Consider the following 24,991-nt stretch of genomic DNA (forward strand, 5'->3'; position numbering starts at 1 on the left):
TCCCCACGAGAGGCACGATGAACTTCCCGAGGGAGCTGGTCGAGGCGGTCCGCAGGAACCAGGTCGTCCCATTCGTGGGCGCCGGCGTCAGCATGGGCGTGAAGCAGGGGATGTTTCCCTCGTGGAAGCAGCTCCTGGAGGGGCTCGCCGAGCGGATGACCGACGAGGGCCTGCCCGAGTCCGCCGTCACGGAGGTGCGGCAGCGCATCGCCCAGGGCGACTTCCTCACCGCCGCCGAGCGGGCCTTCACGGAGCTGGGGGCCTATCGCTTCAACCGCTTCCTGCGCGAGCGGCTCCGGGTGCGCCAGCCGACCGATGCGGACCTCCGGGTCATCCGCGCGCTCTGGGAGCTGCGCCCGCCGGTGGTGCTCACCCCCAACTACGACGACGTGCTCCTGTGGGGCCGCGAGGACGCCGAGCCCGTCTCCAATGATCAGGACGACGAGCTCAACCTCATGGACGCCGAGGCCTCCCCGGACACCCCGCGCGTCTGGTACCTGCACGGCACCATCCACCGGCTGGGCACGCTGGTGCTGGCGGGCGCCGACTACAAGCGGCTGTATGGGGACACGGGGCAGCCCTCCAGCTATTCGCAGTACACGAACGCGCTGGTCCGCCTGCGCTCGTGGATCCAGGCGAAGCCCTTCCTCTATATGGGCTTCAGCTTCAGCGATCCGTACGTGCTCAAGCAGCTCGAGCACGTCATCGGCATCACCAAGGGCCGGCAGATCCCCAGCTTCGCGCTGATGAAGAAGGGGCAGATTGACCGCGGGGCGCTGTGGCCCAAGTACAACATCCAGCTCGTCGAGTACGAGGACCACGGCGAGCCGCTCGCGGAGTTCCTGCGCGGGCTGGCACAGGCGGCGTTCGGGAGCAGGAGGCCCGGCGGGGCGCCCCTGTCCTTCTCGACCCCGCCCGCCGCGGGAGATCCTCCGACCGTGGCCCGGCCCACGCTGGAGCAGGAGTACACGCGCATCCTGCGCAGTCAGCATCGGCTGGTGCTGCTGGCTCCCGAGGACGGAGGGGCGCGCTCCCTGGCGCGGCGGGTGGCGGCTCAGTATGGGGACCGAGTCACGTGGCTTGCGCCCCCGAACGTCCCGGACTGCACCGAGGCCGAGTACTGCCGCGCCCTCGCGGGAGACGATGAGAACGCCAGCAGCGTCACGAGCTTCGACGCGCTGGTGGCTCACTTGCGCAAGAAGGCGGCGAGCCTGGGACGGGATCACCTGATCGTCCTGCGCTACGAGTGGGGGCCGTTTGAGCACCTGACGGCGCTGGGGCGCCACCTGCGGCGGATGATGGACGAGCCCTCCTCCTCGGTGGAGTTCCACTTCCTGATTGCCGGGGGCGAGCGCTCGGCGTGGCTGCTGCACAACATGAAGAGCTTCTCGGTCTTCAAGGACGCGCCGCGCCGCGAGGTGCCGGACCTCACGGTGGACGAGGTGCACCAGTTCCTGGACGGCGCGGGCTTCGACGGCTCGCGCTGGGCGCAGAGCGTGCACGAGGCCACGGGCGGCCACCTCGGGTTGCTCAGGGAGGTGCTGAGCAGCGATGGGGCGCTGGACACCGCGACCGTCACCGCGCGGCTGGCGCGCAGTCCGTCGCTCCGGAGCACCATCCACGAGTGCCTGCGCCAGGACGAGCGCAACGGGTACACGGGCGAGCGCAGCTGCCAGGGGGTGCTGGAGAAGCTGCTGGCGGGGCAGCCGGTGCGAGAGCTGGAGCCGCTCGACAACCAGGTGGAGTACCCGGAGGTGCGGCTGTACTTCGCGGGCTTGGTGCGCAGTGACAAGGCCGGGAAGACGACGTTGCGGTGCAAGGCCGTGGAGCAGGCCGTGCGTGAGGCGCTGGCGCGCAAGGACGTGAGGCCGTGAGCCGGTACGCCCTGGCGCTCTGTGTCGCTGTGGTGCTTGGGGCCTCGAGCGCCCGGGCGGCGGCTCAGAGCGATGTGCTGGTGCCCGAGGGCGAGGACACCTCTATTCTCGAGGAGGCCCGCTGGGCGTTCATGGACAAGGTCAACGCCGTCGCCTTCAGCCCAGATGGGCGGCTGGTGGCCTCGGGCGGCGATGACAACCTCGTGCGGCTCTGGGAGGTGAGCACGGGGCGTGAGGTGCGACGTCTCGAGGGGCACACCGATGCCGTGGTGTCCCTGGCCTTCAGCCGAGACGGACTCACCCTGGCCTCGGGCGCCAAGGACACCACCGTGCAGCTGTGGGAGGTGGGCACCGGGCGGGCGCTGCATTCCCTGCGGGGGCACAGGGAGCTCGTCCGGTCCCTGGCCTTCGACACCAAGGGAGAGTTCCTGGCCTCGGGCAGTGGCGACAAGACGGTGAAGCTGTGGAACGTGAGCAGCGGAAAGCTGCTGGACTCCCTGGAGGGCCCGGCGGAGCCCATTCTGGCCTTCACCCCCAGCGGGAAGCTGCTGGTCTCGGGCGGCGGCGGTGCCACCGTGGAGCAGTGGGCCGTGGGTACCGAGCAGCGGCCCGAGTCTCCTCAAGCCTTCGCGAAGGCCTCTTCCTCTGGGAGCCCCTCCGCTCTCGTGAGCCCCGAGTTCCCCAGAGATGCGCCCCTGCCGCTCAGGGAGCCGGGCACGGGCCGCGCCCTCCAGCAAGAGAAGGACGTACAGGATCCCATCCTGGTCTACAGCCCGGATGGACGCCTGCTGGCCTCCGGGGGCAGTGACACCACCGTGCGGCTGCGTGATGCCCGCTCGAAGCTCGTGCTGCACGAGCTGAAAGGGCACCTGGCCCCCGCGCAGTCCCTGGCCTTCAGCTCGGATGGGCGCATGTTGGCCTCGGGCGGCGGCGACAACACCGTGCGGCTGTGGGACGTCGCCACGGGCCGTGAGCTGCGGCTCCTGCAAGGCAACCAGTACCCCGTGTCGTCCGTGGCCTTCACCCAGCAAGGGCGGACCCTGGTGTCGGCGGGCAGCGACGCAGTGATCCACCTCTGGGATCTGAACCAGGGCCGTGAGCAGCAGCGCTGGGAGACCCAGGCCAGCGCCGTAAGCTCCGTGGCAGTCAGTGCCAATGGGACCTTCATGGCCGCGGCCGGAAAAGACGGCTCCGTCTACCTGTGGGAGCCCGCCACCAGCCACGTGCCAAGGAAGCTGACGGGTCACTTGGGCCCTGTGTACTGCGTGGCCTTCAATCCAGACGGGAGTCTCCTGGCCTCGGGCTCGAAGGACGGCACGGTGCGTCTGTGGAAGACGAGCAACGGGGACACCCTCAAGACCTGGACGTGGCACACGGGTCCTGTCCGGGCCTTGGCCTTCAGTCCAACCGAGGAGGTCCTCGCCTCGGGCGGGGATGATGGAAACGTTTTTCTGACCTCCGTCCGGGAGGATCTCTCCTATCGGCTTGATCCCTCCGTTCGCGGCCAGCTGAGTCCCGGGCACGTCCTGTCCTTCGGCTTGAACGTCCCTCTGGCGACCTACAATGGTCCGAGTCCGCATGAAGGCCCCGTCTACGCCCTGGCATTCCGGGGGGACGGACAGCTGCTGGCCTCCGGCGGAAAAGACGCAACCATCCGGCTCTGGGAGCTTCAGACGCTCACTCTCGTGCAGCCCGTACGAGGGCAGACCCGGATCCACGCCGCCTCGCTGAAGAAGCTCCTCAAGGACCCCAAGCTCTCCAAGGCCGTGTGGTCCCTGGCCTTCAGCCCGGACAAGCGCACCCTGGCCCTGGGAGGGGAGAAGATGCTTCAGCTGTGGAACCTGAGCACCGGCCGCCCCTCGCGTGAACTGGAGAGCGCCACGGGCTGGGTCAACTCCCTGGCCTTCAGCGAGGATGGGCTCAGCCTGGCCTCGGGGGATGAGAGCGGCGGCGTCAGGTTGTGGGCTCCGCAGGAAGATCCGCCCCTCCGAGGAGAGCTCCGCGGCGCCAGACAGGGCTGGCTCAGTCACCTTCAAGGCAAGCCGATCTACCGCCATGACGACGGGAGCTTTCTCTTCCGCCAGAGTGAGAATGACTCGCTCGAGCCCATCCGGCCCACGAAGCCGGAGCCGGCACCCCGGCTCTCGCTCGCCAGCCATGAGCTCCGCACCCCGCCTGGGGACTTTGGAGAGCCGGGCGAGCTGATCCTCACCCTCTCCAACGCTCCGGACGCGGGCCGGGCCTATTGGGTCCGCGTCGAGCCGGTCGAGCTTCCTCCCGGGCTCATCCTCGTACCGCCTGACACCGTGCTCCGTCTGGAGCCAGGAAGCTCGGCGGAGCTCCGCGTGGTGCTGTCCTACTTGAGGCCCAAGGATGCTGGCATCCCTCAAGACCCCAAGGCCCAACTCCGGATCATCCACGCCTTTGAAGAGGGCCCCACGGAGGAGCCTACGGAGGGGCTCACGGTCGAACTCCCCCTCGAGCTCCGCACTCCCCAGCTGGAGCTCATCGAGGGGCCGCACGTCGAAGACAAGACCCTGAGCGTCACCCTCAAGAACACCGGGACGCAGCCCATTGGCCCGCTGCTCTTCAAGGGTGATTTCCAGGCGGGCGAGACGAAACAGTCCGGCCCACAGCAGGAGTTCAGCATCGAGCCCGGGCAGGAGCAGTCGCTGAAGTTCTCCGTCCCGCCACCCTTCCTCAAGGCGGGCAAGTTCGCCTTCGCGCTCTCGGCGAATTACGAGAAGTGGCCGCGCACGTGGATCTTCCCCTCCTCCGAGGTGAAGGTCCCCATCCTTTATGGCCTGTACATCGCGCTAGGGCTGGGGGCGCTCCTGCTCTACGCCGCCGTGCACTATGCCCGCGTGTACCGCAACCCCATGGTGGTGCACGCCCAGAAGTCTCCCACCGCCATCAAGAGCTACTCCTTCGAGCACATGATCGCGGCCGACCACGCCCTCCGGCGTGCGAAGCGGCGCGACTCCACCATCACCGCCGCGGGCATCCCCGTCACTCGCTGGGAGCGGGCGCTCTGTGGCGCCAAGACGCCGCGAGACGCGGCCACGGCCTTCGCGGAGTCCATCGGCGGCAGGCTCGGCGCCAGCCTGACCCCCACTTCCTGGGCGCTGTCGCTGCCGCCGCTCCGGCTGCGCTTCGCGCGTGACAGCGCGGTCGTCGTCATCGACGGCACCCGCCTGGAGTCCGGGGATGCCGAGCGGCTCATGGCCGATGTCTTCCAGGAGGGCCGCGGCCCTGGGCAGGTGCTCGTGCTCGACCGCACGCAGGCGCAGAACGCGCGCCAGGTGCTCGAAGGCGTGCCCCGCGTCCGCTCCGTGGTCTTCTCCACCTACCGGCTGCGAGATCTGCTGCTGGCCGATGAGCCCGTGCGGCTGCTGGAGACCACCATCTCCGAACAGGTTGCTGTCTCGGAGTTGTCGCCCTACCAGGTGGCCGGTGGCGTGAAGCTGGAGAACCTCTTCTTTGGCCGCGAGCGCGAGGTGCGCGCCATCGCCGACCGCGCGGTGCGCAACTTCCTCGTGGTGGGCCAGCGGCAGATGGGCAAGAGCAGCCTGCTGCTCGCGGTGCTCCGGCGGCTCCAGGCCCGCTCGGACCTGGATGCTTGCTATGTGGAGCTCGCGGATGGGGATCTGCACCGCCGGCTTGCCCGGGAGCGCGAGCGCGGGCCCGCGGACGGCGCGCCTCTTCCACCCTTCGAGGAGGTCGCCGCAGGTGTGCCCTCCCGGCCCCGCGTGTGGCTGATCGACGAGGCCGACGACTTCATCAGCGCCGATGCCAAGGCCGGCTATCCGGTGTTGCAGGCCATGCGCGCGCTGGCCGAGGAAGGCCGGGCCTACTTCATCCTCGCGGGCTTCTGGGATTTGTACCGGGCCGTGGTGCTGGACGAGAAGCAGCCGCTGCGCAACTTCGGCGAGCACCTCCGGCTGGAGCCATTGGATCAGCGCTCGGCGCTGGCGCTGGTGACCGAGCCGATGACGGCTCTGAGCCTCCAGTGGGACGCGCCCTCCACGCCCGAGTTCCTGGTGGAGCAGGCGGGCCGCCGGGCCAACATGCTCGTGCTGGTGTGCAAGGCGCTGGTGGAGTCCCTGCCACCCGAGACGCACGTGCTCACCCGTGAGCACCTGGAGCGCTCCTTCCGCGAGGACAAGGACTTGCGAGATCAGGGCCGCCGCTGGCGAGGGGATCATCCGCTCCACCGGGCCGTGGTGCGGCAGGCGTTGCTGCTCGGGAAACCCACGCGCGAGGAGGTGCGTGAGGCGCTGAAGACTCGCGGCGCGGACATCCGCTCGGTGGACTTCGACGAGGCGATGGATCACCGCGAGCTGAGCTACGTGCTGGTGCCGGACGGAGATGGGCGCCTGTACTGCCCCGTCCCGCTCATGCAGCGCTACATCGAGTCCGAGCGAAGCCTGGAAGTGGGGCTCGCCGAGGATCTCGAGGACCTGCGCCGCCGAGGCCTGGCCGAGGTGCCCAAACCCGCGTGACGCGAGCCAAGACCCTCACATCAGCTTCACGAAGTTCACGGCGGGCTTCCGCCGAGAGCATCAGCTTCCGGCTCATTTCCCGGTAGCGATTGCTCCTCGGGCGAGAGCTTGAGGGCTTCGTCGAGCACCTGTCGAGCGCGACGCGTCATACCAGGAAGATAGTGCCTCCCTCACGCTTCGTCGAGCAGGCCTCAACGCCTGGCCGCGCAATACGTTGAACACTGTCGCACGCGCTCTCGCCTAGAGTGCGCGCCAGTCCCACGGATTCAGCTCCCGCGGAGGCCTGGGTGGCGCAGAGCCCGTCAGCACCGACGGATGACAAGACCGAGCCCCCGCCCCTGGCCGCCCTCTCCGGGCGCAAGCGCTGGAGCTGGGTCCCGGGCGTCGTCCTGTTCATCGCCTTCACCGTCTTCGTCGTTACTCGCTATACCGAGGAGAAGCGGCTCGCCCAGCTCTTCCTCCAGGCCCGCCCCCTCTGGCTGCTCGTGGCCGCCGGGTTCCAGCTGTGCACCTACCTGTGCGCCGCCACCCTCTGGAGGCGCGTGCTGCGGCGCACCGGCGTCCGGGCTCCGGTGCTCGCCCTGGCGCGCCTGTCCATCATGAAGCTCGCGTTTGATCAGATCCTCCCGAGCGCCGGCCTTGGAGGCTCGCTCGTGGTGGCGCGAGGGCTCCGGCGAGAGGGCGCCTCCACGGGCGCGGCCACCGCCTCGGTGCTAGTCACCAACCTGTGCCTCTACATCTCCCAGGCCCTCACGCTGAGCACCAGCGTCGCCTTCCTCTGGTGGCGGCAGGAGCTGAACGCGCTCGTGCAGTGGCTGGCCACCGCCTTCTGTGTCGTGCTCGCCATCGTGCCCGTCACCATGCTGTGGCTCACCCGCCGCCAGGGCTGGACGCCGCCCCGGTGGACGCGCCGTGTGCCGGGGCTCGAGGCCCTGCTGGGTGCCATCTCCCAAGTGCCCCCCCACCTGCTCCGCAACCCGCTCCTGCTCGCCGAGGGCACCCTGCTCTCCCTGTCCATCTTCCTCCTGGACGCCGCCACCCTCTCCGCCGCGCTCCGCTCCCTGGGCTACGCCGCCCCACCCAGCACCGTGCTCGTCAGCTTCATGCTCGCCTCCGTGGCGGAGACCGTGTCCCTCATGCCCGGGGGCGTGGGCACCTTCGATGGCGCGTGCGTGGGGCTGCTGAACTTCCTGGGAGTCCCGCTCGAGGAGGCGCTCGCCGGCACGCTGCTGACGCGCGGCTTCACCCTCTGGCTCCCCTTGCTGCCTGGGCTCTACCTCCTGCGGTGGAGCACCCCTCGGGAGAAGAGAGATGAGTGAGAAGCCGCCCTCTTCCGCGCCGGCCTCACCGGCTCCTCCGGCCTGGAGCGCTCCCGCCGGAGCGCTGCTGGCACAACTCGGTGGCAGCTCCTCGGGGCTGTCGAGCGCGGAGGCCGCGGCCCGGCTGGAGCGCTACGGGCCCAACGTGCCCGAGCAGCGCGGCCGGCACTCCCCCGTGAGGGAGTTCCTCTGGCGCTTCCGGGATCCACTGGTGCTGGTGCTGCTGGTGGCCAGCGTCGTCTCCGCGCTCACCGGCGACCTGACCAGCGCCTCCATCATCGCCACCGTGCTGATGATGAGCGTGACACTGGACTTCCTTCAGGAGCACCGCGCCGGGGATGCGGCGGAGCGGCTGCGGCGCTCGGTGGCCCCCCGCGCCCGCGTGCTGCGAGACGGAGTGGAGCAGGAGGTGCCCTCCGCCACGCTCGTGCCGGGTGACGTGGTGCTGCTGGAGGCCGGCAGCCTGGTGGCCGCGGACGCGCGGCTGCTGGAGGCGAGAGACCTCTACGTCAACCAGGCGCTGCTCACCGGCGAGCCCTACCCGGTGGAGAAGGACCCGGGCGAGGCCCCCGCGGACGCCAGCCCCGCCGAGGCGCGCAACGCCGTCTTCATGGGCACCTCCGTCATCAGCGGCACGGCGAAGGCGCTCGTGTTCGCCACGGGCGCGAGGACGTCCATGGGGAGCATCGCCCACACGCTCACCCAGCGCGCGCCCTCCACGGCCTTCGAGCTGGAGATGCGCCGCTTCGGGCTGATGCTGATGCGGCTGACGGTGCTGCTGGTGCTCTTCGTGCTGCTGGTCAACCTGCGCGCGCACCGGTCGCTGCTGGAGTCCTTCCTCTTCGCCGTGGCGCTGGCGGTGGGCCTCACCCCGGAGCTGCTGCCCATGGTCATCTCCGTGACGCTGTCACGCGGCGCGCTGCGCATGGCGGCCCGGCACGTCATCGTCAAGCGGCTGAGCGCGGTGCACGACCTGGGGAGCATGGACGTGCTGTGCACGGACAAGACGGGCACGCTCACCGAGGCGCGCATCCACCTGGAGCGGCACGTGGACGCCACGGGCCAGGAGCGCGCACGGGTGCTGGAGCTGGCGTGGCTCAACAGCCACTTCGAGTCCGGCCTGCGCAGCCCCATGGACGAGGCCATCCTCGCGCACGAGGAGGTGAAGGCGGACGGCTGGCGCAAGGTGGACGAGGTGCCGTTCGACTTCGAGCGCCGCCGCGTCTCCGTGCTGCTGGAGCACGAGGGCCGCCGGCTGCTGGTGGTGAAGGGCGCGCCGGAGCAGCTCTTGCCCTGCTGCACCCATTACGAAGAGGACGAGGGCCGCACCCTGCGCCCGCTGGACGGCGCGGCCCTGGCCGACGTGCAGGCGCGCTTCGCGGCGCTGGGCGAGGACGGCTTCCGAGTGCTGGCGGTGGCCTGGCGCGAGGAGCCGCGGCACATGCAGGTGGCGCGCACCGGAGACGAGGTGGAGCTCACCTTCGCCGGCTTCGCCGCCTTCCTGGATCCGCCCAAGCAGAGCGCCCGGGCCGCGCTGGAGGAGCTCACCCGAGGCGGCGTGCGGGTGAAGGTGGTGACGGGCGATGACGAGCGGGTGGCCCGCCACGTCTGCCGCGAGCTGGGGCTCCAGGTGGAGGAGGTGCTCACCGGCAAGGAGATGGAGGCGCTGGACGAACATGCGCTCCTGGTCCGCGCCGAGCGCGCCTCGCTCTTCGCCCGCGTGTCCCCCGCGCAGAAGAGCCGCATCATCCACACCCTGCGACTGCGCGGGCACGTGGTGGGCTACATGGGGGATGGCATCAACGACGCGCCCTCGCTGCACGCCGCGGACGTGGGCATCTCCGTGGACAGCGCCGTGGACGTGGCCCGCGAGGCGGCGGACCTGCTGCTGCTGGAGCAGGACCTGGCCGTGCTCCACGAGGGCGTACTGGAGGGCCGGCGCACCTTCGGCAACGTGATGAAGTACATCCGCATGGGCACCAGCTCTAACTTCGGCAACATGCTGAGCATGGCGGGCGCCTCGATGCTGCTGCCGTTCCTGCCAATGCGGCCCATTCAAATCCTGCTCAACAACCTGCTCTACGACGTGTCGGAGCTGGCAATCCCGCTGGACGAGGTGGACCCGGAGCAGCTGGCCCGGCCGCCGCGGTGGGATCTGCGCTCGGTGCAGCGCTTCATGGCGGTGTTCGGCGTGCTCAGCTCGCTGTTCGACGCGGCCACCTTCGCCGTGCTGCTGCTGCTCTTCCAGGCCCGCGCCGCGCTCTTCCAGACGGCGTGGTTCATGGAGTCGCTCACCACGCAGGTGCTCGTCATCTTCATCATCCGCACCCGGCGCAACCCGCTGCGCAGCCGCCCCTCGCGCTGGTTGCTGCTGTCCTCCCTGGGAGCAATGGCCGTGGCCAACGCGGTGCCCTTCACGCCCCTGGGGGCGTGGTTCGGCTTCGTGCCTCCACCGGCTCTGTTGCTGCTGGCCCTGGCGGGACTGGTCGCCCTCTATCTGCTGTCGGCCACCGTGCTCCACCGCGCCTTCTCCCGGCGCTCGGCCTGAGCTGGCCCAGCGCTCATGACGCAGCTCGCCATGCGAGACGACCCGGCAGGTAGTCATTACCGCACGAATTGCTGGGGTGCGGCTTGACGTAACACGACGGGAACGATCAGATGTACCACGTCACTCGTCAGGAGGGGACATGGCTGACCATTCCTGGGTGCACGAGCTGTTCGCGAAGTTCGACCAGGGCGACATCGAAGGTTGGGCCGCGTACCTCTCGGAGGACGCCTCGTTCCGCATGGGCAGCGGCGTTCCCGTCTCCGGGCCACAGGGCGCCAAGCAGGTCATCCACGCGATCCTCAGCATGGCGCGCGACCTGCGCCACGAGCTGCTCGACGTGTGGCAGACCCCGCAGGGCGTGGTGGTTCGCGGCGAGCTGTCCATGCACCGCATCAAGGATGGCCGCCGCATCACCGTGCCCTTCTGCAACGTGTTCGACATGAAGGAGCAGCGCATCCAGCGCTACCACTCGCACCTGGATCCCTCGCCCATCTTCGGGTGAGGCCGGCGCCGCGCCGTCGCCTCTCGAAGCACGTTCCCATGGGCGCCCCCCCTTGGGTGAGCGGCATCACGTAGGATGCCACCCATGAGAACCGTTTCCGTAGCCCGGAGGGTCCTGGCTACGAGCCTCGCCCTTGCGCTCGTTGCCTGTAGCGCAACGCACCACTCAGTCGCTGGGCCCACAGGTCCCCGGGACCTAGCGAGATACGTTCTCGTTGTCGAAGAGACTTCTGACGGGCAGGTGTCGCACGCTTGGAAGCCCGTTGAGAATTTCGACCTGAAGAACTTCCACTACAACCCGAGCGCGATGAGAGCACGCCGGGGCATCGTGCGTGTCTCGACGGGCCTGAAATCCTATTGTGCTGGCCGACGTGAACAGTGCGAGACCGACTGCCTGGCAAGTCGCAGACCAATCCCTGTCGGCCACCTGCAGTACCCCGCCTACCGCGGGCCGTGGCGTGTGAACAAAGGATGGTGGTGCCAAGAGGCCTGCTTGAAACTCGAGGACATGTGCAATCGGGGAATGGGTGAGTGGGCCGAGGACCACGCTGCGGAGTTTGATGCGATCGATCCTGCGGTTGACTGGATCAAGAAGCACCGCCAGCAGCTTCTCGCGGGCACCGTCATCGTCATCGCTGGGGTTGCCTTCACGGTGGCGGTGGCTGCTTCGGCGGGAGGTGCTCTTATCCTGGTGCCCGTGGTGCTGCTCGTGGAAGACGCCTCTGGGCCGACCCCGGCTACACGGCTCGCGGGGAATGTCCCGTGAGGATTTTTGAGACGCTTGCTGACGCATCGCAGTTTGCCCGGTCCCGGCAGCATTCAGCTACGTCCGCAGGCCAAGAGGAAGAGGGCGAACTCTGGCGCTACCTCCGAGAGACCACCGACTTCAGCCATCAACTGGGGCAAGCCTACCGCTTTGAGGATTATCTTCAGGGTGTTCCCTCCACGAGCCCGCCCTACGTGAGCGCAGCGCTGGACTCACGTCAGGAGGCAACATCGCGACGTGCCATGGCTCTCGCGCTCAAGGCACTCGCGGTGACACACGGCCCGGAACAAGCGCGGCATGCGCTCGTACTCGTCCACCTTGTGAACTTCCTCGCGGACACTGGGCAGCTCGATGATTTCGCGGACTTCTTTACCCACCGCCTCGACTATGCGCCGCTGGCCATGGCTTCCTTTGCAACGCGTGAAGAGGCGGAAGCCTGGCTGAAGGAGCTGGAGGAACCTCCCAGTCCGGCCCGCATTCTCATTGGAGATAGGTATTATCTCGCTTGGTATTCCCGCGAGGACGGCTCTCAGGATATCGCTCGCGACTTTACGATAGAGCCCTACATTGAAGAGCTCACAGCGCGTGGAATTCCTCCCAACTCACCCTCTTTCCAAAGCCGAAAAGAAGCCGAGTCGTGGCTGGCGAGTCACCCTGCCTCTCCCTTCGCCTTCCTTTCCCTTGCTGGGGAGTATTACTTCGCGGTGCACCACAAGCGGCTGAGGCGGCACACCCTTCACCCGGTAGCACTCAGCTTGAGTGAGTGGGCAGCAGAGAAAGAGGCCGCCAAACGTCAGCCATCACAACGTAGGACGGTCCGACAAAGCCAATAACCGTGGCCATAGTGCTTACTTGCGCACCAGTGTCCCTGGCATTGCTCCTCCTTGAATACTTTTACGCTACGCTTCTCTGATCCTCGGAAACGGCTTCAGGAAATGTTGCACCACAGTTCGCGCACCGTGCCTGACAGTGGGAACAGCGCTTCCGTATGCTCACAGAATCATCAAGGCTTGTTTCTGGCGACCATTCTACCGGCTTGATACCACCAGACAATTTGGCGCGGCGACAAGCTGCATCTGCCTGATCGACCAATCGTTTGAGAGTGGCCTCATTATCCTGACGCACGGAAAACCCGACGGCGCCGCGCACGGTCAGTTGAGAGGCTTCAAACGTGATGAGAAACCCAGGTCCGAACGCCTCGGCGAGTGCGTCTGCGCATTGCTTGGCATCTCGAGCGTTCGTGGTCAGTAGTACGAACTCATCACCGCTCTTCCTAAATGGAATCGCCGAAAACCGTGCTCCTATCTCAGCAATCCGGCTGCCAGCTGCGGAGAGTGCAGCATCTCCCGCATCGTGCCCAAAACGATCATTGATCTCCTTGAACCCGGGTGGATCTCGAGGCGCGCGTGGGGACGTTCTCCGCGGGAGAGAAGCAGCGGCTGGAGCTCCTCCGCGCGCTCCTGCAGGGCGCCCGTGTCCTCATCTTGGACGCCCACCAGCGTGCTCATGCCTCAAGAGGTGGAGCCCTTCTTCCAGCAGCTCGCCCGGCTCAAGGCCCAGGGCCTGGCCATCCTCTTTATCAGCCACAAGCTGCACGAGGTGTTCGCCCACTCCGACCCAAGTACGCCGAGGCGCTGAAGAAGGCGCAGATGGCGGTGGGCGGCAAGTCGGCGTGACACGAGTGCCGGCGGGCAAGGTGATGAGCGTCCAGGAGCTCAACCAGATGCAGTGGGTCGCTCTGGGCGTGGCAGGCCCGGTGGCCGACGAGCCCAAGTAGTCCCCTCTCAGGGCGCGCGTCCAGACGTCCCCTGCGTCTGAACGCCACCCCTGGAGCCCGTGAGCCGAGCCCGGGGGCGACCCACCGCAATGTTCACCACCCTGCCGGCCAAGGCGGCGGATCACCCAGGGCCTTGCGGGGGTTGATAACGTGAGACCCTCAATGAGGAGCCACTCCCTGGCCAGTCGAGGAGCGCGGCGTTGTCAGAAGCGCAGATGAGCCCCCTGCTGCTGGTGGATGACGACCCCTCCAGCCTCCATGCCCTCGAGAGCGCCCTCGCTCCCCTCGGACATCCTCTGGTGAAGGCCTCCTCTGGCAAGGAGGCGATCGAGCACCTGCTCCACGCTCCGTTCACCCTGATCCTCCTGGCCGTCACGATGCCAAGCCTGGAGGGCTTCGAGACAGCGCGGCTCATCCAGCAGCGCACGCTCGCCCCGCATCCTCCCATCCTCTTCCTCGGTACCTCGGCCCCTGAGGTGGCTCACCTCCGGCAGGCCTATGCCTTGGGCGCGGTGGACTACCTCGTCAGGCCCTTCGACGCGGACTTGCTCCGGACGAAGGTGTCCGCCCTCGTGGAGCTGGCCGCCGCCCGGCAGCACGCGACGGAACAGCTTCGCTTCCAGGAGAGCATCCTCCAGCACGCCCAGGACAGCATCATCGTCACCGATCTCTCCGGTCACATCACCCACTGGAGCCAAGGCGCCGAAGCGCTCTTCGGGTACACGGCGTCCGAGATGCGCGGCCAGACGGTCCAGCGGCTCTACCCCGAGCAGGACACCTCGGCCCTGGCGCAAGATCTGACCCGGATCCTCGAGGGCCAGGACTACGCCGGCGAGTGGCGGGGGCGCCGCAAGGATGGCACCGCCCTCTGGGTGGACGTCCGGACCAGCCTGATGCGCGACGGCGGCGGCAAGGCGGTGGGCTTCATCGGCGTGAGCCGGGACATCACCGCGCGCAGGCGCGCCGAACAGCGGCTGCGCTTTCTTTCCGACGCGGGGCGGCTCCTCATGGAGGGCACGGATGATGTCGATGCCCTCCTGCGGCGCGTGGCTCAGCTCGCCACGGACTCCCTCGCGGACATCTGTAGCGTGGACCTGGTGCAAGAGGACGGCACGCTGCGCCGGCTGTCGATCGCCCACCGCAAGTCCCTGCCGGAGCCGCTGATCCAGCAGAGCCTGCGCTTCCCGCCGCGCCTGGACTCCCAGAGCCCGTTGGTCCAGGCGCTGCGCAGTGGCAAGACGCTCCTGTTCGCGGACTTCGTTCCCCTGCGGCAGCAGGCAGCACAGTCCGCCGAGCACCTCCAGCTCATCGAGGCCCTGGACGTCCGCAGCACCCTGGTGGTGACGCTCCAGAGCCAGGGGCGGGCGCTGGGCCTCCTCTCTCTGTCCGTGTGCGCGCACAGCCCGTCCTTCGATCAGGATGATCTGGAGCTGGCCGAAGAGCTGGCCCGGCGCGTGATGGGCTCGCTGGAGACACGCAGCCTCTTCCGGGAAGCCCAGGCGGCCCTGCTCCAGGCGGAGAAGGAGAAGCGCACGGCGGAGATCCTCTCCCGGGTGGGCCTGGCCTTCGCCTCCGAGCTGGACCGGGACAAGCTGGTCCAGCGCGTGACGGACGAGGCCACCGAGCTCACGGGGGCGGCCTTCGGGGCCTTCTTCCACAACCTCGTCAATGACAAGGGCGAGTCCTACCTGCTCTACACGCTCTCGGGAGTGCCCCGCGAGGCCTTCTCGCGGTTTCCCATGCCGCGCAACACGCGCATCTTCGCGCCGACGTTCGAGGGCAAGAGGACGATGCGGCTGGATGACGTCACCCAGTCTGCGGAGTACGGCCACAACCCTCCCCATCACGGGATGCCAGCGGGGCACCTGCCGGTGCGCAGCTACCTGGCCGTGCCGGTGAAGAGCCGCTCCGGACAGGTCCTGGGAGGGCTCTTCTTCGGGCACCCAGAGCCGGGCCGCTTCCGCCAGGAGCATGAGCACCTGGTCGAGGGCCTGGCGGCTCAGGCCGCCGTGGCGCTGGACAACGCGCTGCTGTACCGGCAGGCGCAGCTGGCCGCCAGCCTGCGAGACGAGTTCCTGCAGGTGGCCGCCCATGAGCTGCGCACCCCCACCACCTCGCTCACGCTGAACGTCCAATCGCTCCTGCGCGCCGCCAAGGAGACGGGAGCGGTGCTGTCGCCGGAGAAGCTCCGCGCCCGGCTGGAGGGCGTGGAGCGCAGCGCCGGAAAGCTGAACGTGCTCGTCAGCGAGCTGTTGGACATCTCGCGCATCACGTCCGGGAGCCTCCACCTGGCGTGGGAGGAGGTGGATCTCTCGGCGGTGGTCCGGGAGGTGGCCTCGCGCTTCGAGGCCCAGGCGGCTCAGGCCCACGCTCCCATCCATGTGGCGGCGGATGGGCCGCTCGTGGGCCGCTGGGACAGGCTCCGGCTGGAGCAGATCGTCACCAACCTGCTGAGCAATGCCCTCAAGTACGGCGCGGGCCACCCGGTGGCCGTGGACACGCGTGTCATCGGCGCGCACGCGCAGCTGACCGTGCGCGACGAGGGCATCGGGATTGCGCCCGAGGCCCTGCCGCGCATCTTCGGGCGGTTCGAGCGCGCCGTGTCCGAGCGCCACTACGGCGGGCTGGGGCTGGGGCTCTACATCACCCGGCAGATCGTGGTGGCGCTGGGAGGCACCGTCCACGTGGAGAGCCTCCCCGGCCAGGGCGCCACCTTCACCGTCGAGCTGCCCCTGTCTCCACCGGGCTCCATTGAGTGAGCCCCGGGCGGGTGCTACGAGCTCCAGTCTCTACCGCCGCGCCAGCCGGCCTCGCCTCCCTCCGAGCCCTCGATGACGAACACCCTCCTCCGCAACTGCCACGCGCTCGTGCCCGATGCGCGCGGTGTCCCCACGATTGCGCGCAACCAGGACATCGTCGTCCGAGGCAATCGGATCGTCGCCCTCCGCCCCACCGGCCAGCCTCCCGAGCCGGACCTCGACGTCCTCGAGGCCCACCAGATGCTCGCCATGCCCGGGCTCATCAACACGCACGCGCACGTGCCCATGGTGCTCTTCCGAGGCCTGGCCGAGGACGTCCCCATCGAGCGCTGGTTCAACGACTTCATCTGGCCCCTGGAGAGCAACCTCACCGAGGAGGCCGTCTATTGGGGGATGCAGCTGGGCTTGATCGAGATGATCGAGGGCGGCGTCACCACCGTGGCCGACCACTACTTCTTCATGGATCAGGTGGCCCGCGCCGTCGAAGAGGTGGGCACCCGGGCCCACCTGGGCTGGGCCGTGTTCGGCAGCCGGGGGCTCAAGGCGCTCGAGGAGACCGCCGCCTTCGCCGAGCGCTGGAAGGGCGGGGCGGGCGGCCGCATCACCACCTGCATGGCCCCGCACGCGCCGTACACCTGTGATGACGGCTTCCTGCGCGCCTCCGTCGAGCACGCGAAGCGGCTGGGCATCGGCATCCACATCCACGCCGCCGAGGAGATGAACCAGACCCGCGCCAGCCTGGAGCGGCGCGGGATGACGCCCATCCAGGTGCTGGATGACACGGGCGTGCTCAGCGTGCCGGTGATCATCGCCCACGGCTGCGGCCTGCTGCCCGAGGACACCGAGCGCCTGTCGCGCTACCGCGACCACGTGGGCATCGCGCACGCGCCCAAGACGTACCTCAAGCTGGCCATGGGCCTGACGCCCATCCCCGCGCTGCGCCGGGCGCGCATCCCCGTGGGGCTGGCCACCGATGGCGCCGTCAGCAACAACACGCTCGATGTCTTCGAGAGCCTGCGCCTCATGGCCCTGATGCAGAAGCACGACGCGAGCGACCCCGAGGTGCTCCCCCTCTCCGAGGCGCTCGACATCGCCACGCGCGGCAGCGCGGCCGTGCTGGGGATGGGCGATCGGCTCGGCCAGCTCGCGCCCGGCTACCTGGCCGACATCATCCTCGTGGACACCAGCGGCGCCCACTGGCAGCCGCCCCACAACCTCGCCGCCGGCCTGCTCTACAGCGCCCGCGCCAGCGACGTGCAGACCGTGATGGTGGATGGCCGCGTCCTCATGCGCGACCGCCGCCTGCTGACGATCGACAAGGCGCGCGTGCTCGCCGAGGTGGCCCGCCACATGGAGCGCTTGGCCCAGCGTGTGCCCAACGCGCGTATCCAGACCTACAAGCCGTAGCACCCGAATACATGTATCGGCCCGCTGATCCGCGGAGCCATTCATGACGCACGAGGCAAAACCTCGCGCGCCGGGTCGTTCATTGCCTCACACCCTCAACTCCAAGTGTTTTCGACTTGCCGTTTTTCACTGGGCGAGTAACGCTTTTTCCTCCAATTTCTCACTGGGCAAGAATCCCTGACTGTTCTCGGAAACAGCCAGTGTCCCGGTGCAGAGGTGGTCGCGGCTCCGCCAGCCGCTCTCTCGAACATCGAGGGGGGGATACCCCATGACGCTGCGCACTGTAGGAAGGGCACTCCTGCTATCGGTGGCTCTGACCGCCATCTCCTGCGGTGGGAGCGCGAGTGAACCCTCACCGGATCCAAGCCCGCCCCCTCCGCTCACGGCCCGCCAGGCTGTCCGCAGCACCAACAAGGTGCTCATCCTCGGCAGCAGCGTGGCCGGTGAGCTCAGCAGCCGCGAGGCAGCGGCCGTCCAGGCCTGGGAGCCCACCGCGCAGATCGACGTGGTGACACCGGAGCGATGGAGCGCGCTCACGGCCACGGACTTCATGTCCTACCGCGCGCTGCTCATCGGCGACGCGGCATGCCAGAGCGGCACGGCCGCGTTCCAGGCGGCCATCGACAACCGCAACATCTGGGGCGCCGTCGTCGATGGCGATATCGCCCTGCTCGCCACGGATCCGACCAGCAACGGCACGGACCAGCTGGTCGAGAACGGCATCCGCCACGTGCTCAACTCGGCGCAGAACCTGACGGGCATGTACATCTCGCTCGGCTGCGCCTACCAGGACGCCACGGCCGACACGGCGGTGGCCCTGCTGGAGCCGTTCGGCGCCTTCACGGTGCAGGGCGTGCCGGACTGCGCCAACGCCGGGCACGTGTTCGAGATGAACAACGATCTGCTCTCGCGAGATCTCCGGGACGGGGGGCTCGGCGGCGCGGGTGGCTGCGTGGCGCGCTCGGTGTTCACCTCCTATCCGAGCCACACCTTCGCGATCGCGGCGCTCGCGATGAGCGCCTCCGGTGTCACCGTTCCCGGCCAGCGGTTCTACATCGACTACACCTCGAGTCAGGACGGCCCGGTGCCCTACCTGGGGACGCCGTACCTGCTCGAGCGCGGCTCGATGCCGGTGGGCGCCGGGTGCGGCATGCCCGAGGCCCCGCCCAGTGAGGAGTGCGACCTGGGCGATGGCATCAACGGCGCTCCGGCGACGGACGGCCAGCTGCCTGAAGAGACCTGCTCGTGGTCGTGCCACAACCACTGGTGCGGCGACGGCCAGGTGGACACCGAGCTGGGCGAGGAGTGCGACAACGGCGCCAAGAACGGCCGCACCGGTGACAGCTCCGGCGCCATCGGCACGTGCACCTCGTTCTGCAAGATCCCCCATCTCCCCATCCATCCGCCGACCGCGCTCTGCAAGAACGTGACGGTGCAGGCGGGGAACGCCTGCGGCGCGGCCGCCGACATCAACAACGGCTCGTTTGATCAGGACCACGATCTGGTGGGCTGCACGCAGAGCCCGGCCGGCCCCTTCAACCTGGGCAACACGACGGTGACGCTCACGTGCACGGACCAGGGGGACCGCTCGGCCACGTGCACCAGCGTGGTGACGGTGACGGACAACGTGCCGCCGACAATGACCCTCGTCCAGCCAGTGAACCAGTCGCTCGAGTGCACCAAGGGCGCCACGTACACCGACCCGGGTTACAGCGCGAGCGACGTCTGTGAGGGGCCGCTGCCCCAGAGCAGCATCACCACGACCGGCACGGTGAACATGGGAGCGTCCAACACCTATACGCTGAGCTACCAGGCGAAGGACATCTCCGGCAACCTGTCTCCCCTGCTCTACCGCACGGTGACCGTCGCCGACACGCTGCCGCCGGTCATGACCCGCCTCGGCGCGGAGGTGATGACGAAGGAGTGCGGCACCTCGTACGTCGAGCAGGGCGTCACGGCCAGCGATCAGTGCGATGGCAACCTCTCCAGCAGGGTGACTCGCACGGGCGCGGTGAACATCTCGGCGGTGGGCGACTACCTGCTGCGCTTCAACGTGAAGGATGCGGCCGGGCACTCCGCCGCCGAGGTGACTCGCACCGTCTCCGTGCGCGACAGCTTGCAGCCCACCGTCACGCTCAATACCCCCACCAGCCAGACGGTGGAGTGCGGCAGCACCTACGTGGATCCGAGCGCCACGGCCACGGACAAGTGCGTCGGGACGCTGCCGGCCACGGTCAACACCAGCAACCTCGACATGGGCGTGCCGGGTAACTACACCCTCAACTACAAGGCCACTGATCCTTCGGGCAACACGGGCGTCTCGGCCAACCGCACGGTGACGGTGAGCGACACGCTGGCGCCCACGCTGACCCTCAACGGCTCGGCCACCGTGGCGCTGGAGTGTGGCTCGACCTTCATCGACCCGAAGGCCAAGGCCATCGACCAGTGCTACGGCGACCTGACGGGCTCCATCGTGAAGACGGGCAGCGTGGATAACAAGGTGCCCGGCTCGTACACGCTCCACTACAACGTGCAGGATCCGAAGAACAACGGCTCCCCCGAGGTGACTCGCACCGTCACGGTGCGCGACACGGTGCCGCCCATCATCACCATGTCCGGCCCGCCGAGCCAGACCGTGGAGTGCGGCAGCGCGTACGTGGATCCCGGCGCCACGGCCAATGATGCGTGCGCGGGCCCGGTGGCGGCGGTGGCTTCCAGCTCGGCGAACGCGAACACCCCGGGCAGCTACACCCTCACCTATACGGCGACGGATCCCTCGGGGAACAAGGCCACGCTGTACGCCGCCCGCACGGTGACGGTGAGCGACACGGCGCCGCCCACGCTGACCCTCAACGGCTCGGCCACCGTGGCGCTGGAGTGTGGCTCGCCCTACGACGACGCTGGCGCTACGGCCAATGACACGTGCTTCAAGGACCTCACCAGCCGCATCGCGCGCACGGGCTCGGTGAACCCCGGCGCCCCGGGTACCTACACCCTCACCTTCAACGTCTCGGATCCGGCGGGCTGGAGCGCGCCCTCCGTCTCGCGCACGGTGACGGTGACAGACTCGCTGGCGCCGACCCTCACGCTCGCGGGCTCGCTCAACCCGCAGGTGGAGTGCGGCACGCCGTACACGGATCCTGGCGAAACGGCGGCCGACGTCTGTGCCGGCGACCTGAGCTCCTCCATCGCCAAAACGGGCTCGGTCAACACCGCTACGCCGGGCGACTACCCCCTGAGCTACTCGGTGGCGGATAACGCCGGCCACAGCGTCACCGCCAGCCGGCTGGTCGCGGTCCGGGACACGCTGGCGCCGCAGATCCAGCTGCTCCCGGGAGCCTCCGTCCTGCCGTGCAATGGCTCGCCCTATGTGGATCCGGGCGCCACTGCCTCGGATCTCTGTGCCGGGAACCTCACTCCGAACATGGTGATTGCCAGCAACCTCGACCAGTCCCACACCGGCCAGTACGCCATCACCTACAGCGTGGCGGACCACGCGGGCCACACCACCACCGCCGTCCGCCCGCTCACGGTGCAGGGAACGAACATCCACCTGAACGACTACAACCTCTTCCTGCTCGAGGACTACACCGGGGGCCACGACGTGCAGGGCAAGGTGGCCGCCGGCGGCAACATCTCCATGACGGGCTTCTCCGTGGCCGCCAGCCTCTATGAGAGCGACATCTCCCAGGCCCTGGTGGCGGGCGGCAACCTGACCCTCTCCCAGGGCGGCATCTGGGGTGACACCTTCTACGGAGGCACCTACAGCGCCGACTCCGCTGTGGTCCAGCACCGCGGCACCCTGGCGAAGGGCACGCCCATCAACTTCGTCGCCCGCTTCGGCGAGCTGCGCACCCTGTCCTCGCAGCTCGCCGGCATGAAGGTCAATGGCACCACGACCGTCGAGTCCTGGGGCGGCATCACCTTGAACGGCACGGATCCGTCCGTGAACGTGTTCAACGTGAGCGCCAGCGCCTTCACCGGCGCCAAGGCCCTGTCCATCAGCGCGCCCGCCAACTCCCTGGCGGTGGTCAACATCCGCGGCACCTCCGCCACGCTCAACAGCTTCGCCACCTCGTTCGGTGGGGGGCTCGATCAGCGCACCGTGCTCTTCCACTTCCCGGAGGCCACCACCATCTCCGCTCAGGGCATCGGCATTCCGGGGACGGTGCTTGCTCCCTACGCTCGCATCACCTTCAACAATGGAAGCTGGGATGGAGGCATCTACGCGGTGTCGCTGACGGGCACGGCCGAGGGCCACGTCAACCCGCTGCCCGATCGCAGCGTCTGCCAATGACGGTTGTCATATAGAGGGGAGCCATGCTTGTCCCCTTCGTTGCTCTCGCCCTGCTCGCCGCCGCGCCGAGCCCGCTGGAGGTCGTCAAGTCGGGCTACACCGACGTCCAGGAGACGGCTCGCGCGCCTGGAGTCAGCATCGAGCGGCTCGTCACCGCCGTGGACAAGTTCGTCGACTTCGAGGAGCTCGCGCGGCGGGCGCTCGGCGAGACGTGGGAGAAGATCACCCCCGCGCAACGCAAGGACTTCACGAGCGCCATGAGGGGCATGCTGCGCGCCTTCTACGCGCAGAAGACCCTGGCCCTGGCCAATGCCGAGGTGGAGTACGGCCAGCAGACCCTCGACGGGGATGACGCCCGGGTCAGCACCTTCGTCACGATCGAGGAGCTGCGCGTCCCCATCGATTACAGGCTCTACAAGCTGGCCCGGAAGGCGGGAGGCTGGCGCATCTACGACGTCATCACGAACGGGATCTCGCTGCTGGAGGACTACCGCGGCCAGTTCCGAGAGATCCTGGCCCGTGACGGCTTCGCTGGGCTGCTCTCCACCTTGAAGATGCGGCAGGCGCAGGTCGAGAGAGCCGCTGGCCAGCTCGGGAGCGGAGCGAGCGGCACCCACGGCCCAGGGGCTCCGGCCCACGGCAAGAAGCTCCGGACTGGGAAGAAGCCGTAACGGCGCGAGTCACCGGCTCGGATAGCACCCGGCTTGCCGGGCGCGCTCTCGCACCAGCGCCAGCACCAGCTCACAGGCGGGCATCGGCCGGCCCACGAGCTGGCCGAGCTCGACCACCGCGCCGAGGAGCGCGTCGATCTCCATTGGCCGCCCTCGCTCCAGGTCCTGCAGCATGGAGGTCTTGTGCGCGCCCACCTCCGCCGTGCCCTGGATCCGCTGATCCAGGCCGATCAGGAACCGGACTCCGAGCGCCTCGGCGACGGCCTGGGCCTCGACCATCATGGTGCGTGCGACCGCTCGCAGATCGCTCTCAGTGGCCAGCCGTTCGAGCGTCGCCCCCGTCAGCGCCGACAGCGGGTTGAACGCGAGGTTCCCCCAGAGCTTGACCCAGAGCTCATCCCGGATGCGCGGCCGCACCGGGGCCTTCAGCCCCGCCTGGATCATCACCTTTGACAGCGCCTGCACCCGGGGGCTCTTGCTGCCATCCGGCTCGCCCAGGGTGATCCGGTCTCCATCGAGGTGGGTAATCACGCCGGGCTCGACCACCTCCGCCGCGGGATAGACCACCGAGCCGATGACGCGCGACGGAGGCAGCAGCTCCCAGAGCTTGCCCCCCGGATCGACACTCTCCACTCGCCGGTCCCGGTAGGGGCCATCGAGCCCGTAGAAGTACCAGTAGGGGACGCCGTTGATGCCCGTGACGAGCGCCGTCTCGGCTCCCAGGAGCTGGGCGATCTGGGGCGCGGCCACCGGCAGCGAGTGGGCCTTCAAGGTGACGAACACGTAGTCCTGCGGCCCCGCCTCGGCGGGCTCGCTCGTGCAACGCGGGTGCACGGTGACGGTCTCGCCTCCGCTCCGGAGCGTGACGCCTTGGGCGCGCATCGCCTCCAGGTGCGCCCCTCGCGCGATGAAGGTGACGTCCGCCCCCGCCTGGAGCAGCTTGACGCCCAGGAAGCCGCCAATCGCTCCGGCGCCGAAGATCGCGATCCTCATGCCGTGAGTCCCAGACGCTGGGCCAGGCCGATGCGCTGCAGCTTACCCGTGGCTCCCTTGGGGATCTCCGCGAGGAAGACGATCTTCCGCGGCACCTTGAAGTCCGCCAGCCGCTGAGCGGCGAACTCCCGCAGCTCCCGCTCTCCGACGCTCGCGCCTTCGCGGAGCACCACGGCGGCGGCGACCTCCTCGCCGAGCTTCGGGTGAGGCATGGCGAAGGTGACCACCTGCTGCACCGCCGGGTGATCCATCAGCACCGTGTCCACCTCGAGCGGGCTGATCTTCTCACCGCCCCGATTGATGAGCTCCTTGAGCCGGCCGGTGAGCCTCAGGTAGCCGGCCTCATCGAGCGTGCCCTGATCCCCGGTGTGGAACCAGCCGTGGGCGAAGGCCTTCGCGTTGGCCTCCGGGTTGTTCTCGTAGCCAGCCGTGACGTTGCGGCCACGGATGACGACCTCACCCACGGCGCCCGGCGGCAGCAGGTGGCCCGCCTCGTCCATGATGGCGAGCTCCAGCCCCGCGGCGAGGCCCACCGAGCCCGCATGGCGCGGCCTCGGCGGGAGCGGGTTCGAGGCCATCTGGTGCGACGCCTCGGTCATGCCGTAGCTCTCGATGACCGGCACCCCGAAGGCCTGCTCGAGCGCCTCCATGACCTGCGGTGGCAGCGACGCGGAGGAGGAGCGGATGAAGCGCAATCTCCCGCCTCGGAGCAGGCCCGCGTTGCGGCTGGCCCGGTCGAGGATCACCTGATGCATCGTGGGCACGGCCGTGTACCAGGTGGGCCGCACCTCCTCGAGCCAGGAGAAGAACTTGAGGGCGTTGAAGCCCGGAGCGCACACCACCGAGCCACCCGCCGCGATGCTCGACAGCACCGCCGCGATCAGCCCGTGGATGTGGAACAGCGGCATGATGTTGAGGCAGACATCCCCGCGCCCGAGCTGCAGCGTGCGGCCGATGTGGCCCGCCGAGGCCGTGAGGTTGCGCTGGCTCAACGGCACGAGCTTGGGCCGCGAGGTGGTGCCCGACGTGTGGAGCATGAGGGCCACCTCCTCGGGCGAGGCGAAGCCCGCTCGGGCCGGCGCGCCCGCGAGCGGCTGCTCGGGCCGGAGGGTGAAGCTCCCGGCGGGCCCGTGGGTGTCGAGGACCAGCTCGACGATGGGGATGCCTCGCGCCGAGGCGACGGCCCGGGCCGGGCTCTCCATGCCCTCCTGGATGACGAGCGCCCGGGCCTTCAGGTCCGACAGATAGAACTCGAACTCCTGCGCCTGATAGGCCGGGTTGAGCGGCGCGGTGGTGGCTCCGCACGCGATGCTGAGGAAGGCCGTCGCCATCTCCGGTCCGTTCGGCAACACCAGCGCCACTCGGTCGCCTCGTCCGAGGCCCAGGGCATTGAGCGCGGAGACGGTGCTCCGGGCCAGCGCCCTCAAGCCCCCGTAGGACAAGGCCGTCCGCCCTGGGGCGCCGACCGCGACGTCGGTCTCGGCGCCGTGCTCCATGAGCCCCGCGATCGTGTCCGCATGCTCCATGCCGATGCTCCTCCGCTTCCTTGTAACCGGATTCGCGGGCCTCGCGTATCA

At 68.6% G+C, this 24,991-nt stretch carries 15 protein-coding genes; 12 read left to right on the forward strand and 3 right to left on the reverse strand.

The features are described from left to right. Positions 1-17 precede the first annotated feature (17 nt). The 7 genes from ACJ8AT_RS10000 to ACJ8AT_RS10030 all read left to right on the forward strand — a co-directional run bounded on the left by ACJ8AT_RS10000 (position 18) and on the right by ACJ8AT_RS10030 (position 12,343). Positions 18-1,874 carry an SIR2 family protein gene (locus tag ACJ8AT_RS10000; RefSeq protein WP_407737433.1) on the forward strand — a complete coding sequence of 619 codons (1,857 nt, stop codon included), beginning with the start codon at positions 18-20 and terminating at the stop codon, positions 1,872-1,874. Next, positions 1,871-6,376: a hypothetical protein gene (locus tag ACJ8AT_RS10005; protein ID WP_407737434.1), complete on the forward strand. Its 4,506-nt coding sequence runs from the start codon at positions 1,871-1,873 to the stop codon at positions 6,374-6,376. The genes ACJ8AT_RS10000 and ACJ8AT_RS10005 overlap by 4 nt, the downstream gene beginning before the upstream one ends. Positions 6,377-6,663: 287 nt before the next feature. Continuing rightward, positions 6,664-7,695 (forward strand): YbhN family protein, encoded by a 1,032-nt coding sequence (locus ACJ8AT_RS10010; RefSeq protein WP_407737435.1) that lies wholly within the window; start codon positions 6,664-6,666, stop codon positions 7,693-7,695. Then, entirely contained in the window at positions 7,688-10,243 is a 2,556-nt protein-coding gene (gene mgtA, locus ACJ8AT_RS10015; protein ID WP_407737436.1) for a magnesium-translocating P-type ATPase, read from the forward strand. Before ACJ8AT_RS10010 ends, mgtA begins: the two co-directional genes overlap by 8 nt. Before the next feature lie 139 nt (positions 10,244-10,382). Then, the gene (locus ACJ8AT_RS10020; RefSeq protein WP_407737437.1) at positions 10,383-10,745 is read left to right on the forward strand and encodes a nuclear transport factor 2 family protein; all 363 of its coding nucleotides are present in this window, start codon (positions 10,383-10,385) and stop codon (positions 10,743-10,745) included. A 492-nt stretch (positions 10,746-11,237) separates the two neighbouring features. After that, the gene (locus ACJ8AT_RS10025) at positions 11,238-11,510 is read left to right on the forward strand and encodes a hypothetical protein (protein WP_407737438.1); all 273 of its coding nucleotides are present in this window, start codon (positions 11,238-11,240) and stop codon (positions 11,508-11,510) included. Further along, the gene (locus ACJ8AT_RS10030; protein WP_407737439.1) at positions 11,507-12,343 is read left to right on the forward strand and encodes a hypothetical protein; all 837 of its coding nucleotides are present in this window, start codon (positions 11,507-11,509) and stop codon (positions 12,341-12,343) included. The genes ACJ8AT_RS10025 and ACJ8AT_RS10030 overlap by 4 nt, the downstream gene beginning before the upstream one ends. A 61-nt stretch (positions 12,344-12,404) precedes the next feature. Here ACJ8AT_RS10030 and ACJ8AT_RS10035 read toward each other — a convergent pair whose 3' ends face one another. Continuing rightward, on the reverse strand, positions 12,405-12,884 hold the full coding sequence (locus tag ACJ8AT_RS10035) for a diguanylate cyclase domain-containing protein (protein ID WP_407737462.1): 480 nt from the start codon (positions 12,882-12,884) through the stop codon (positions 12,405-12,407). Between the two features lie 99 nt (positions 12,885-12,983). Here ACJ8AT_RS10035 and ACJ8AT_RS10040 point away from each other — a divergent pair, with 99 nt between their 5' ends. The 5 genes from ACJ8AT_RS10040 to ACJ8AT_RS10060 all read left to right on the forward strand — a co-directional run bounded on the left by ACJ8AT_RS10040 (position 12,984) and on the right by ACJ8AT_RS10060 (position 22,421). After that, positions 12,984-13,148, forward strand: coding sequence for a hypothetical protein (locus ACJ8AT_RS10040; protein WP_407737463.1), 165 nt, complete (start codon positions 12,984-12,986; stop codon positions 13,146-13,148). Positions 13,149-13,502: 354 nt separating this feature from the next. After that, complete coding sequence (locus ACJ8AT_RS10045) at positions 13,503-16,046, forward strand: GAF domain-containing protein (RefSeq protein ID WP_407737440.1); 2,544 nt, start codon at positions 13,503-13,505, stop codon at positions 16,044-16,046. 72 nt (positions 16,047-16,118) lie between these two features. Next, positions 16,119-17,453, forward strand: coding sequence for an amidohydrolase (locus ACJ8AT_RS10050; protein WP_407737441.1), 1,335 nt, complete (start codon positions 16,119-16,121; stop codon positions 17,451-17,453). A 268-nt stretch (positions 17,454-17,721) separates the two neighbouring features. Beyond that, positions 17,722-21,750: an immunoglobulin-like domain-containing protein gene (locus tag ACJ8AT_RS10055; RefSeq protein ID WP_407737442.1), complete on the forward strand. Its 4,029-nt coding sequence runs from the start codon at positions 17,722-17,724 to the stop codon at positions 21,748-21,750. A 23-nt stretch (positions 21,751-21,773) separates the two neighbouring features. Beyond that, positions 21,774-22,421 (forward strand): phospholipid-binding protein MlaC, encoded by a 648-nt coding sequence (locus ACJ8AT_RS10060; protein ID WP_407737443.1) that lies wholly within the window; start codon positions 21,774-21,776, stop codon positions 22,419-22,421. Between the two features lie 9 nt (positions 22,422-22,430). On the opposite strand, the gene ACJ8AT_RS10065 is transcribed toward ACJ8AT_RS10060, so the two are convergent. Together ACJ8AT_RS10065 and ACJ8AT_RS10070 are read right to left on the reverse strand one after the other, a co-directional pair. Further along, the gene (locus tag ACJ8AT_RS10065) at positions 22,431-23,414 is read right to left on the reverse strand and encodes a 2-dehydropantoate 2-reductase (RefSeq protein WP_407737444.1); all 984 of its coding nucleotides are present in this window, start codon (positions 23,412-23,414) and stop codon (positions 22,431-22,433) included. Beyond that, positions 23,411-24,940 carry an acyl--CoA ligase gene (locus ACJ8AT_RS10070; RefSeq protein ID WP_407737445.1) on the reverse strand — a complete coding sequence of 510 codons (1,530 nt, stop codon included), beginning with the start codon at positions 24,938-24,940 and terminating at the stop codon, positions 23,411-23,413. The genes ACJ8AT_RS10065 and ACJ8AT_RS10070 overlap by 4 nt, the downstream gene beginning before the upstream one ends. Positions 24,941-24,991: the final 51 nt, after the last annotated feature.

It is taken from the genome of Hyalangium sp., assembly GCF_045802625.1.
Classification (GTDB): domain Bacteria; phylum Myxococcota; class Myxococcia; order Myxococcales; family Myxococcaceae; genus Hyalangium.

Excerpts from the sequence above, each read along its gene's own strand:
- ACJ8AT_RS10000 (WP_407737433.1), top strand. The coding sequence starts at position 18 with ATGAACTTCCCGAGGGAGCTGGTCGAGGCGGTCCGCAGGAACCAGGTC.
- mgtA (WP_407737436.1), top strand. The coding sequence starts at position 7,688 with ATGAGTGAGAAGCCGCCCTCTTCCGCGCCGGCCTCACCGGCTCCTCCG.
- ACJ8AT_RS10020 (WP_407737437.1), top strand. The coding sequence starts at position 10,383 with ATGGCTGACCATTCCTGGGTGCACGAGCTGTTCGCGAAGTTCGACCAG.
- ACJ8AT_RS10045 (WP_407737440.1), top strand. The coding sequence starts at position 13,503 with ATGAGCCCCCTGCTGCTGGTGGATGACGACCCCTCCAGCCTCCATGCC.
- ACJ8AT_RS10050 (WP_407737441.1), top strand. The coding sequence starts at position 16,119 with ATGACGAACACCCTCCTCCGCAACTGCCACGCGCTCGTGCCCGATGCG.
- ACJ8AT_RS10055 (WP_407737442.1), top strand. The coding sequence starts at position 17,722 with ATGACGCTGCGCACTGTAGGAAGGGCACTCCTGCTATCGGTGGCTCTG.
- ACJ8AT_RS10060 (WP_407737443.1), top strand. The coding sequence starts at position 21,774 with ATGCTTGTCCCCTTCGTTGCTCTCGCCCTGCTCGCCGCCGCGCCGAGC.
- ACJ8AT_RS10065 (WP_407737444.1), bottom strand. The coding sequence starts at position 23,414 with ATGAGGATCGCGATCTTCGGCGCCGGAGCGATTGGCGGCTTCCTGGGC.
- ACJ8AT_RS10070 (WP_407737445.1), bottom strand. The coding sequence starts at position 24,940 with ATGGAGCATGCGGACACGATCGCGGGGCTCATGGAGCACGGCGCCGAG.